A 12,441-nucleotide genomic window follows, 5' to 3' on the forward strand; every position below is an offset into this window, starting at 1 on the left:
ATATGAATACGCCCATAAATAAAATGCTTCCTGCCCGCCTGCATGTCAAACTGGCCAGAGCGTCTTCATTGTCACTCGTACTTCGCCGCGGCCCAACCATGCATACAGCAAGCATCTTGTGGGACCGTGCCGATGATACATTTACATTAGGACAATGGCTTAAGGGTCGCATCTTCGCCCATGAATGCGACGTCTCACCGGACGGCAAACACATGATTTACCGTGCCCGGGGGCAGCATTCCTATAAATCGTGGATCGCTGTATCGTGCATGCCTTATCTTAAAGCACTTGATTTCTTTGATGATGCTGATTACTACCAGGCACTCTTCTTATCCAATGATACATATTGCTTAGCTACCTCAATCCGCAAGCCCAAATACAAAAACAGCCACCTGAACATTACCTCCTGCACTGCTTTTGGCGCTGATAACCGCTACTCAGAAATAATCGCCTTGCGTGATGGCTGGAACAGTATTCACAATGAATCTGCAGGATACAACAAACTGATTGCATTCGAAAAACAAATCCATCCTCACTGGAAATTACTGAAAAAAGTAAGCGTACCCATTCCCAAAAACAAATCTCCCGAATACACACCACATCAGTTGCTGCACATCTCAACCAATACTATCTATGATAAAAGCGACTGGGAGTGGGCTGACTGGGACAATACCCAGCAACGCCTGGTCTGGGCGGAACATGGAAAACTTTTATCAGCTCAGCTAAGTGATAATGGCATAAAAAATATTCATGTACTGCATGATTTCAACAACATGCAATTCGAAGAAATCACCGCCCCTTACTGACCTGTTGCTCACTGCTGCTCAGAAAAAAAATTCTACCGCCTTATCAGCACTGGGAAACAAGAAATAACCGCAAGGTTCTTGCAGCGGTTGATCCAGAAACAAATAACAGGTTTATTGCCTTACACTGGTCCCTCCCAGACTCGGCTATCATGACAATATTCAAAGCTGAAATCTGTTCAAACCCGGATGGAAAATGAAGCCCCCAATATAGCAACATATAGTTTTGTGCTGGCTGCATGTTTGCAGCCGGAAGCGCCTTTTCCACTTACAGGCAAACGGTTTAATAACAGTTTTCTGAAAAATCCTTCATGCATTGTTTCAGCAAAGCGTCGGCTTGTGTTTGCGAAACATTCATTTTTTCAAAAACCAGGTCTCTGAGCATCAACACTTTGAAAACCTCTAAATCAGGGGTGTGAGAAAAACGTACCGTACCAGCAATGGACATCGACATCAGTACAAAAGCTTTCTCCAGATTGCGCGGCTCTTTTTTATCAACATAAAATATGCCCAAAAGCACCATTTCAGCCGCACTGACCTCATGCAGCTCAACGCGCCTGCGTAGACTCTGAATCACGCTTTCATCTGTCACGTTACCCGAATCCAGTAGCTTATCTAAAGCCAGTACAGCCAACTGATTTCCCTGATCTGCTGACTGCTGCCACCAATATGCCGCTTTTTCCCGGTCCTGCTCAACACCTTCGCCCGATCTGTAATATGCCCCCACTTGAAACTGTGCCCATTCATTGCCCTGTTGGGCTGCGTGCTCGTAAGCTGCAAAAATCTGTTCCTGCCATTGGCGCTTAAGCTGCTCCACCTCGTTGTAAGGCATTTCTCCAAAACAGTTGCTGTTGGCGTAGTCAACCAGGTTTTCCTGTGCCTGGGTGTTGCCATTTTGTGCAGCCGCCATTAAAGATGCACCCCACTGCGGTTCATCAAGCTCACTGCACAACAGCAGCATGGCGTCGACGTGTCCTTGCGTTGCAGCCTCAACCAGCCATTTTTTAGCCGTATCAACATCCTGCTTGACCAGGGTGTTTGTCAGATAAAGGTAGCCCACATTGAACTGTGCCTCCACGTTGCCCTGTTGAGCCAGAGCAATACGCTCATCCAGCGGCATTTGTACCCAGTTGTATATTGCTGGTGTACTCTCCCCTGATGATGAGGGCATTGCAACTGCATTCAGCGTAAAAACAGCGCAGGTAGCCAGCAAAATACCCGCACCCAGTTTTCGTAACATGTTATACAGGCTCATATAATATTTCTATTCAACAGAAAAAGTTATAGTTTAATGCAATTTCAATATGCAAAATTGAAAAAGATTCCCGACCTGCAGCACAGATTTCATACTGCGGTAAAAATGTAATGTTTACCGTATTCGATCATATACCGTCATGACTACATCCACTGAATACCTCCCCGGCATTGTCATTCAGCAGATTCAGCCTCCCTTGTACCTGAAAGACTTCGCCCTGATCGCATTTGACATGGACTCTACCCTGATCGATATGGAAACGGTTGATGAGATTGCTGCGGCTGTAGGAAAAAAAGCCGAAGTTTCTGCCATCACTGAAGCGGCAATGCGCGGGGAAATCAGCGATTACAAAGAAAGCCTGAGACGGCGGGTTGCATTGTTAAAAGGCGTTCCATTCAGTGCCTTGGAAAAAGTCCGTGATCAGCGCATGCGGCTCAACCCGGGCGCAGAACAGTTGATACGAACCGCGCAGGCAGCCGGACTGAAGACCATGCTGGTATCCGGTGGGTTTACTGTTTATACCGATGAACTGCAACGCTGTTTAGGGCTGGACTATACACGCTCCAATGTGCTCGAAATTGCAGACGGCAAACTGACCGGGCGCCTGCTGGACCAGCCCTGGGGCGATATATGTGACGGGGAAGAAAAAAAACGCATGCTGCTGACCACCTGCGCCTCATTGAATATAGACCCAAAGAAAACCATCGCGATGGGAGATGGTGCCAATGACCTGCCGATGATGAGCGTAGCAGGTTTATCTGTGGCCTACCATGCCAAACCTGTTGTTCGCTCACAGGCCAAAATCGCCATCAATGAAGGTGGGCTGAACCGCCTGCTGGAAATAGTGCTGCCCTAACTGAAAACACACTTGCAACAATACGGCAGCTGTCCCTCTCATGAGGCTTATTCAGTGACCACGCAGAATCACTCACCGCAATAAAAATGCGGTTCAGGTACCTGAACCGCATTAGTCTCACTCGTTAAACTGAAATCAGCTTAACAGAATTCCACCCCAGATAAAGCCAAACACGACCGACAATACAATACACACCGTTCCTGGGATCAGGAATGGGTGGTTAAACACATATTTGCCAATGCGGGTTGAGCCGGTATCGTCCATTTCCACCGCAGCCAGCAGAGTCGGATAAGTCGGCAGAATGAACAGCGCAGACACCGCAGCAAAAGAACCTACTAAAGTAATTGCCGCCGATTGCTCTGAAATACCACCTGCTGCAACACTTGCCATAAGCACCGCAATCGCTGCAGGCCAAATCGCCTTGGCGGTTGATGCCTGTGAATAAAGCAACATGGAAGCAAAGAAGTAAGCCACCGCCAGCAACCAGGGCTGACTCGAGACCAGGTCTGTTGCCAAGCGGGTAATGTCCTGCGTATGCGCATCAACAAAGGTGGTTCCCAACCAGGCCACCCCCAGAATACACACACTCGCACTCATACCTGATTTAAAAGTCTGTGCGGTCAGAATTTTGCTGATATCAATCTTGCAGAAAAGAACAATCAACGTGGCTGCTGTCAGCATAAACGTGATGATAGCGCTATCGCGGGTAATCGTCGGTTTTTCGATAATGCCCAGGTTGTTGCTGATCAGGACGGCATAGATCATAACGGCAACAATGGCAATCACAAAAATAAGCACTGAACGCTTGGCCGTTGGCAAAATGGGAATATTGCTCACACCGCGCATTTGCACCAGGCCTTTCGCCAGACGTTCCTGGTAAACAGGATCATCTTTAAGGTCTTTGCCCAGATGATTCGCAATAAAGGCTGTAATCATCACGGCAAGAAAAGTGGTTGGAATACAAATCGCAAGGAATGTCAGATAACCCACATTAAAGTTCTTCTCAAGCTCACCCGCATAAAAAACAACCGCCGCCGAAATGGGGGACGCCGTAATAGCGACCTGAGAAGAAACCACAGCAATGGAGAGCGGCCGAGAGGGACGAATACCCTCTTCCTTCGCCACTTCAGCAATCACAGGGAGCGTGGAAAATGCCGTATGACCGGTTCCAGCCATCACAGTCATCAGATAGGTGACGATCGGCGCCAGGTAAGTGATATAGCGTGGATGCTTACGCAACAAGCGCTCGGTCACAACCACCAGCCAGTCAACACCGCCGGCCACCTGCATGGCGGCAATCGCACAGATCACCGACATGATGATCAGCATCACATCAACCGGAATGCGGCCAAAGTTAACCGGAACCTGGAAAATAGCTAAAGCCAAGACGCCTAGGCCACCCGCAAAGCCAATACCTATGCTTCCCATTCGGGCACCTAGGTAAATTGCTCCTAGCACAATGGCGAGTTGAAGGATAACACTGAAATCCATAACACTCTCCTCTATCGCTGAATTATCAAAACTCCCTGCAAAGCAGAAGCCTCTATATATAAATCATATAAATGCTTCTGCTTATATTAGGTATATTTAAAATACATCATTTAATATTATTAAATTATCTGAAATAGCCTCACTTATTTAATTAGCTTTTAATGAAATGCGGGTGGATCAAATTTTCAAAAGAAAATACTTCGTCCCATTTCTCTTGCGTAATGAGTTTTTTCTCTAAAACCACAATATCATGGATTGATTTATTTTCTTTATACCCTTCACGCGCAATTTCTGCGCACTGCTTATACCCCAGAATCGGGCTCAATTGTGTCACAATGCCCAACGCCCCCATCACCATAGCAGCGGTGCGCTCGGCATTTGCAGTGATGCCTTTAATACAGTTGTCCGTCAGGCTTTTCACTGCATTTTGCATGGCACTGATCGAACTGAAAAGTGCAAAGCCAATCACTGGCTCCATCACATTGAGCTGCAACTGCCCTGCCGAAGCTGCCAATGTCACCGTTAAATCCATACCGATCACAAAAAAGCTGGTCTGATTCACCACTTCAGGGATAACCGGATTGACCTTGCCGGGCATGATTGAAGAGCCAGGCTGGAGCTGCGGCAGGTTAATTTCATTCAAACCACAGCGCGGCCCGGAAGACAGCAAACGCAAATCGTTACAGATTTTGGTCAACTTGACCGCTGTGCGCTTCAGCACACCTGAGAGCTGAACGTAAGCCCCTGTATCAGAAGTAGCCTCAACCAAGTCACTTGCCAGAACAAACTCAATGCCGGTGATTTTGCTCAGGTTCAAAGTGGCCAGTTCCGGATAACCTTCGGGCGCATTGACCGAGGTGCCAATGGCAGTGGCCCCCAGATTGATCTCACGCAGCAACAGGTTCGACTCTGCAATGCGCTGAATCTCTTCGCCAATGGTTGTGGCAAAACCATGGAATTCGGCCCCCATCGACATCGGCACTGCATCCTGCAAATGGGTACGCCCCATTTTCAGTACGTGGTCAAACTCAACGCTCTTTTTAGACAAAGCGTCCTGCAGCCCCTCCAGCGTCTTCATATACTCACGCAACCGCATGATCAGGGCCAGACGAAATGCCGTTGGATAGGCGTCATTGGTTGACTGCGAGCAGTTGACATGGTCGTTGGGGCTGACGATCGAATATTCGCCCTTGGGTTTACCCATGATTTCAAGCGCCACATTGGCGATGACTTCATTGGTATTCATATTAAAGGAGGTACCTGCCCCCCCTTGTATCGAATCTGTAATAAATTGATCCAGGTACTGCCCTGCAATCAAACGGTCACACGCCTGAACGATGGCATCGGCTACTGTTTTATCTAACACCCCTAACTGGCAGTTTGTCATGGCCGCAGCCTTCTTGACATAGGCAAATGCCTTAATCAGATTGGGCTCCGTTGACATAGGGATTCCGGTAATGTAGAAGTTTTCTTTAGCACGAAGTGTTTGAACACCATAATAAACATCATCCGGGACTTCTTTTTCACCCAAAAAATCTTTTTCAATTCGAGCCATTTTCTTCCCTTCCATATTCTTAAAACAAATTGCCCACTAATTAATTCTCCAATTAATTAATGGGCCCAGATATTTCACATACCACAAAATTGTGATTGATTGACTAACAAATAAGAAGTTAAATAAATTTATATTAATTTCAGTTGCACTTTAAATTTATGTTTTTCATTCTATCTGCAAAAAAATAAATTTCATTGACGCATGTTAATTTATAGCATCTCTTTTTATTTATTTCAAACCCGCCCTATGTTATAATTATCAGCTGTGTGTGTAAAAAATTCCCTCTTCGAAAAGAGGAAATACTTTTGTTACACTTTCTATTTTTTCAGCCATTCGTTCTGGGGCTTGCCACAGCCACAAGAAATACAACACCGCCTTGGCATGCAGGCACGCCAAAAGCAACCCATCAGGCTGATTGATGAAAAGATAAAAGCTTTTGACAGGCCCGGGCCTAGCCGGCGTAAATGATCTCAGCCTGTCCCTGGTCGGCCTGCATCCGCCAGCACGCTATGGCAGCATCACTTGGGAAAAATCGGGAATACTCACCCAAATCAATTTCCGCATAAAACCCATCGCGGTGCAACGCCACCCGAACTTTCACACCCTGCCGCAATTCATCACCATCGTCAGTGATGACGGTCTGAGCGGGAAAAGCCTGAATCAGCGACGCAACATCAGGCGTTTGGCCATTGACTGCAATTTTCAGAAACTGCCCAAAACGGCAGCGTGCCGCTGGCAGATCCCACAGTTGTATGACATTGGCACGCAAACCTCCCGAAAAACGATCCGGTGCCAGTTTGCATTGCGCCACCAGCAATTCATCGTCTTTCAGTGCATCGCGCCATTGTGATGCGATTTCCTCGTTGGCAACCGCTTCAATACTGCCTGATTTGTCTTCCAGGCTGAAAATCGTTACTTTCCCCCGCTGCCCGTTCACGGTGCGCACATTGGTCACCATACCAGCAAGCAGTTGCGGTTCGCGGCTATCCACCAGGTCTGCAATACGTGTTTTGGCAAACCGGCGCACTTCACGCTCATATTCATCAAAAAGATGCCCTGACAGAAAAAAGCCGATGGCTTCCTTCTCACGCATCAATTGTTCTTTGATCGACCATGGCGCTGTCTGTGCCAGTGCCGGTTCTTCATCAGAGGCCGCCTCTCCCAGCGTATCAAAAAGCCCGCACTGGTTGATATTCTGCGCCTGCTGTTCAGCATATTCAAACGCCAGATCAACGCTGGCAGCCATCGCCGCACGATTCCGCTGAATCGTGTCAAATGCACCCGCCTTGATCAACGCTTCCACCGTGCGTTTGTTGACACGGCTGCGGTCAACCCGGTTACAGAAGTCAAACAGTGTTGTAAACGGCCCTCCGGCATGGCGTGCCTGCACAATCGCCTCAATCGCACCCTCTCCTGTCCCTTTGATCGCCCCCAGGCCATAACGTACGCATTGCGAAGAAACAGGATCAAACCCATACGTTCCCCGGTTCACATCCGGCGCTTCAAACACAATGCCCATTTCAACGGCATCGTCATAAAACACCTTCAACTTATCGGTATCGTCAATCGAAACCGTCATGTTGCCGGCGGCAAATTCAGCGGTATAGTGCACCTTGGCCCAGGCAGTGTAATACGACAGCAAGGCATAGGCCGCTGCGTGCGACTTGTTAAAGCCATACCCGGCAAACTTTTCCATCAAGTCAAAAATTTCATCTGCCTTGGCCTGGGAAATATGATTCTTGGCAGCACCTTCGGCAAAAATAGCGCGGTGCTTGGCCATTTCTTCGACTTTTTTCTTCCCCATGGCGCGGCGCAGCAAATCGGCGCCTCCAAGTGAGTAACCGCCAAGCCGCTGTGCAACCTGCATCACCTGTTCCTGATAGATCATGATGCCATAGGTTTCGCGCAGCACCGGCTCCATCAGCGGATGTGCATACTCAACCGCTTCGCGGCCATGCTTACGTGCACAGAAAGAAGGAATCAGATCCATTGGCCCCGGGCGGTACAGCGCCACCAGAGCAATCACATCCTCAAACACACTGGGACGTGCATCACGCAACATGCCCTGCATGCCGCGACTTTCAAGCTGGAACACGGAAACCGTTTTCCCCTCGCTCATCAACTGATAGGTTGCCTTGTCATCCAGCGACAGGTGCGAAAAGTCAAAGTCACGCATATCCGCATGATTGCGGCTGATGAATTGACGCGTCTGCTCCAGAATGGTCAGCGTTGCAAGCCCCAGAAAGTCAAACTTCACCAGGCCAATGGCTTCAACATCATCCTTGTCAAACTGGCTGACGGCAGCGTCGCTGCCAGGCTGCATATACAGCGGGCAAAAATCAATCAGCGGCCCTGGGGCAATCAACACACCACCGGCATGCATCCCCACATTGCGTGTCAGTCCTTCAAGCTTTTGCGCCATTTCCAGCAACTGATGCACTTCTTCTTCATTGGCATCACGCTCAGCCAGCAAAGGCTCATCACGCAAGGCCGATTCAATGGTTACATGCGCGCCCGGCTTATTCGGAATCAGCTTGGATATACCGTCACAAAAGTTGTAGCCATAATCCATCACCCGGCCCACGTCCCGCACCACACCGCGTGCAGCCATGGTACCGAATGTGGCAATCTGGCTGACCGACGCGCGTCCATAACGCTCCTTGACATATTCAATCACACGGTCCCGGTTCCCCTGGCAAAAGTCCACGTCAAAGTCAGGCATGGAAACACGTTCAGGGTTCAGAAAACGTTCGAACAGCAGGTTATAACGCAGCGGATCAAGATCGGTAATTTTAAGCGCATACGCCACCAGGGAACCCGCACCAGAACCACGTCCCGGCCCGACCGGACATTCATTATTTTTAGCCCAGTTGATGAAGTCCGCCACAATCAGAAAGTAACCTGGGAAATCCATTTTCAGGATAATGTCCAGTTCGAAATCAAGCCTTTGCTCATATACCGGACGGTGCTGCTCACGCTCGGCCTCGTCGGGATATAAAAATACCAGCCGTTCTTGCAAACCGGCAAAAGACAACTGCCGGAAGTAGTCCCCAACCGGCATAGGCACGCCGTCAACCTCAGGTGTTGGAAAATGCGGCAACTGGGGCTTGCCCAATACCAGGCTCAGGCTACAGCGCTTGGCAATCTCAACCGTATTCGCCACAGCAGAAGGCAGATCGGCAAAAAGCGCCTGCATTTCCTGCTGCGATTTAAAGTACTGGTCTTTCGTGAAATGACGCACCCACCGCGGATTGGCCAGTGTTTCACCTTCGGAAATACAGACACGGGCCTCGTGCGCCTCAAAATCCTCTTCCCGCAAAAACTGGGTCGGATGCGTGGCCACCAAAGGCAGGTTCAGCCGGGCCGCCAACTGCGCGGTGGCCGTCAGCAATGCCTCGCCAGAAGCCCCGGCACGTTGCACCTCCAGATAAAGCCGGTGCGGAAACATCCGCGCCAACTCCAGCGTAACGTGAGAAACACGTTTCTCATCGTTTTGCAGCAATGCGCTTGCCAGCGGGCCTGCTGCCGCACCGGTTAAAAGAATCAGCCCATCGCTCAATTCATCAAGCCAGTCCCATTTAACCTGCGCCTGGTCACGCACCACATTCTCCACCCAGGCCCGGCTCAGCAGATCACACAGGTTATGGTAGCCCTGCTGGTTCTGCACCAGCAAAATAACACGCGAGGCCTGATGAATACCTAAAGCCTCATTTTCAGCCAGCCAGACCTCTGCACCCAAAATCGGTTTGATGCCTGCTTTACGTGCTGCCTTGTACATCTTCAACGCGCCAAACAAATTCCCCAGATCGGTCAGGGCCAGGGCAGCCTGCCCGTCATCTGCTGCGGCTTTCACAACCTCGTCAATACGGATGGAGCTGTCAACGATAGAAAATTCAGAGTGGAGGCGAAGGTGAACAAACATGCGTTTTATCAAAATGAAAGATTCGTGTGCGACACAAAAGATTGTATGCGATTTCAGCTTCTCCATATGTTGATCGCACACCATGGATACCATCGCACTTCATTTTGGCAGGCCAGGTTGACCCGCATTCAAACCTGAAAAAACAACACCTTATGCAAGCTCTGCTTGATCAGCCTGGCAAAATTCAATAGAATTCAGTTCTCTTCTTTTCTTGAAAAGCTGCTGCGGAAAAGAAAAACACTCTCTGGATATGCATCCAGGGCGCATTTACGTGTTTTTCTAGGTAGCATTTCATGTCAAATTTCCATCGTTTACAAAAACACCTGTCCAAACAAGGCATACAGGTTGGATACAACAACCGCATTTACCGTTTACAAAGCGAACATTCTCAGGCGACGGTCCTGCTGCCCGAGTCGTTCAAGCTCGAACAAAAAGCGGTTCAACAGTTACTCAATTTTGCCGCCGTCCAGGTTCCTGGTCATACCTCGCACGTGTGCAAGGCCTGCGCAACGCCGGACTTTCATACCGGCTCCATTGCGCCTGTAGGCAGCATTGTTGCGACCACACCGGATCTGGTGATTCCCGCTGCCATTGGCACCGACATCAATTGCGGTATGCGTCTGATGACCACAGGGCTAACGCTTGATCACGTAATTGATAAACAAAAGCTGCTGGAGCATATGCTCAGCATGGTCTTACTGCATGACCAGCGTGATGTTCCTATTCCGGGCCACTCGTTTTCAGTGTTGTTTGACGACAGCCCGGCAGCATGGCTGGAAAGCCTAAAACCAGCCGGGATCTGGCAGCAGGTTGATTTCCAGCGTTTGCAGCATGAACTTCATGCCGCACTCTGCCTGCCTTCTTTGCACGCTGATAATCGCTATGCGCCGCAAGCATTTTCTGACACGCGTGAACTGATTCGCCCGGCCAGCCTGGGCACCACAGGCTCGGGCAACCACTTTGTTGAGTTGCAGGTGGTGGACAAGGTATTGGACCGCCATGCCGCTTACGCAGCCGGTTTAAAAGCCGGGCAGGTTGTGATCATGATTCACAGCGGGTCACGTGATGTGGGCTTTTATGTCGGGCAGCGCTGGATGGACCGTGCGAAAGCCGCCTGGCCTGCAAGTGTCAAACATCCGCAATCAGGGCTGTATGGTTTAAGCGGCCTGCTGGCAGACGAATACATGCTGGCCATGGGCGTTGCAGCGCGCTACGCCTGGGCCAACCGGGTTGTGCTGGCAGAACTGATCCGGCAGGTGTGGTCGCAGGTCTTTGCACAAGACAACACACAACTGGTTGTGGATATTCCTCACAATATTGTGATACGTGAACACGGTATGAATATTCATCGCAAAGGCGCAACCCCGGCACATGAAAACAAACTCGCGCTCATTCCGGGTTCCATGGGCGATTATTCCTATGTGGTCTCAGGTCTGGGCAATGAAGAATGGCTCTGGTCCTGCTCGCACGGGGCTGGGCGTACAGTTCGCCGGCAGCAGATGCGCGCCCAGAAACCGGCGTCCATACATGATGATCACCTGCCCTGGCATTGTGTGACACTGAACGAATCCAGAAAACTGGAAGAAGCCCCGCAGGCGTATAAACCTGTAGGGCCAGTGATCGAAGCACAGGAACAGGCCGGCATGATTCAGGCTGTTGCGCGGCTGCGCCCCTGGATGACTTTCAAAGCATGATGAAGTCTGCTGCAATCACCCTCAAAATAATGCCCCTACCTTTGCAGGTAGGGGCTCATCTGCTTACATACAGCTCACATGCTGCTCAAGAAAAATACATCAACCCAGTAGCAAGAACAGATAGTTTTTGTTGGCCATCATGACAATGACCTGAATGACGACGTTCAGCGGCCAAAACCAAAACATCCAGCGCATGTTGACATCGCCAAAGAGATTGTCATGCACATAGTCATCAATTTTGCCATGCAGCAGTTGTGCTGCACCAGCCTGGTCACCGCGCACAATCACATCCTTGACGCCAAGCACAAAACCACCGAAAGGCACCCGCTCTAAAACCAGTTGGATCACTTTACGTGCGGCTTCCGGCACCTTCTCTGTATACGACTGGCTTAACATTGCATCTATCTCAAATGCTTTCTGCAGTTTATCGGCATCCATTTTGAAATAATCACCGGACAGCCTGGCAGCCTGTGCAACTGCCTGTTCACAAAAGCCATATACCAGACTCTCGGAACTGTCGTACACCGTATTCAGCCCCTTGAAAATCAGGTACTGATAAACACGCAATACTGCCCAGATAACCATCCCAAAACCAATCACCCATGTGATCAACACCGACGCCCAATAAACCGTTTGATGGGTTGTATCGTAATAAAACAGACTGATCACACCAAACAGAAGGTTGGTTGGAATAAACAGCAGTGCGATCAAACCAACGGCTTTAAGCCCCTGTATGCCAAACTTTTTGGAGTGACCCAAAGCGCTCGACAGCAATTGGCTGGCCATTTTGAGATGATTCTTCTGAAACCGCATCCGGTAAGCCCCTTTTTAACATTCAACAGGTATTGTGCTTTGATCAGTTGTA

Annotated in this window: 8 protein-coding genes; 3 read left to right on the forward strand and 5 right to left on the reverse strand. The window is 49.5% G+C overall.

Going from position 1 to position 12,441, the window contains the following annotated elements; all coding sequences use genetic code 11:
- Nucleotides 1–2: 2 nt before the first annotated feature.
- Nucleotides 3–806 carry a hypothetical protein gene (locus CUZ56_RS02655; protein ID WP_126977941.1) on the forward strand — a complete coding sequence of 268 codons (804 nt, stop codon included), beginning with the start codon at nucleotides 3–5 and terminating at the stop codon, nucleotides 804–806.
- A 280-nt stretch (nucleotides 807–1,086) separates the two neighbouring features.
- Here CUZ56_RS02655 and CUZ56_RS02660 read toward each other — a convergent pair whose 3' ends face one another.
- The gene (locus tag CUZ56_RS02660) at nucleotides 1,087–2,043 is read right to left on the reverse strand and encodes a tetratricopeptide repeat protein (RefSeq protein ID WP_162615231.1); all 957 of its coding nucleotides are present in this window, start codon (nucleotides 2,041–2,043) and stop codon (nucleotides 1,087–1,089) included.
- Between the two features lie 154 nt (nucleotides 2,044–2,197).
- Between CUZ56_RS02660 and serB the strand changes: the two genes are divergently transcribed.
- A complete protein-coding gene (gene serB, locus CUZ56_RS02665) occupies nucleotides 2,198–2,914 on the forward strand; it encodes a phosphoserine phosphatase SerB (protein ID WP_126977945.1) in 717 nt (238 codons plus the stop codon).
- Between the two features lie 135 nt (nucleotides 2,915–3,049).
- Here the strand turns inward: serB and CUZ56_RS02670 are convergent, their stop codons facing one another.
- The 3 genes from CUZ56_RS02670 to dnaE form a co-directional block, all read right to left on the reverse strand.
- On the reverse strand, nucleotides 3,050–4,405 hold the full coding sequence (locus tag CUZ56_RS02670; RefSeq protein ID WP_126977947.1) for an anaerobic C4-dicarboxylate transporter: 1,356 nt from the start codon (nucleotides 4,403–4,405) through the stop codon (nucleotides 3,050–3,052).
- A gap of 151 nt (nucleotides 4,406–4,556) precedes the next feature.
- The gene (aspA, locus tag CUZ56_RS02675; RefSeq protein WP_126977949.1) at nucleotides 4,557–5,960 is read right to left on the reverse strand and encodes an aspartate ammonia-lyase; all 1,404 of its coding nucleotides are present in this window, start codon (nucleotides 5,958–5,960) and stop codon (nucleotides 4,557–4,559) included.
- A gap of 451 nt (nucleotides 5,961–6,411) precedes the next feature.
- Nucleotides 6,412–9,882, reverse strand: coding sequence for a DNA polymerase III subunit alpha (dnaE, locus tag CUZ56_RS02680; protein ID WP_126977951.1), 3,471 nt, complete (start codon nucleotides 9,880–9,882; stop codon nucleotides 6,412–6,414).
- A gap of 293 nt (nucleotides 9,883–10,175) precedes the next feature.
- Between dnaE and CUZ56_RS02685 the strand changes: the two genes are divergently transcribed.
- Nucleotides 10,176–11,576, forward strand: coding sequence for an RtcB family protein (locus CUZ56_RS02685; protein ID WP_126977953.1), 1,401 nt, complete (start codon nucleotides 10,176–10,178; stop codon nucleotides 11,574–11,576).
- A 99-nt stretch (nucleotides 11,577–11,675) separates the two neighbouring features.
- On the opposite strand, the gene CUZ56_RS02690 is transcribed toward CUZ56_RS02685, so the two are convergent.
- Nucleotides 11,676–12,362, reverse strand: coding sequence for a hypothetical protein (locus CUZ56_RS02690; protein ID WP_126977955.1), 687 nt, complete (start codon nucleotides 12,360–12,362; stop codon nucleotides 11,676–11,678).
- Nucleotides 12,363–12,441 lie beyond the last annotated feature (79 nt).

This window comes from Saezia sanguinis (assembly GCF_003991585.1).
In the GTDB taxonomy this organism is placed as follows: domain Bacteria; phylum Pseudomonadota; class Gammaproteobacteria; order Burkholderiales; family Burkholderiaceae_C; genus Saezia; species Saezia sanguinis.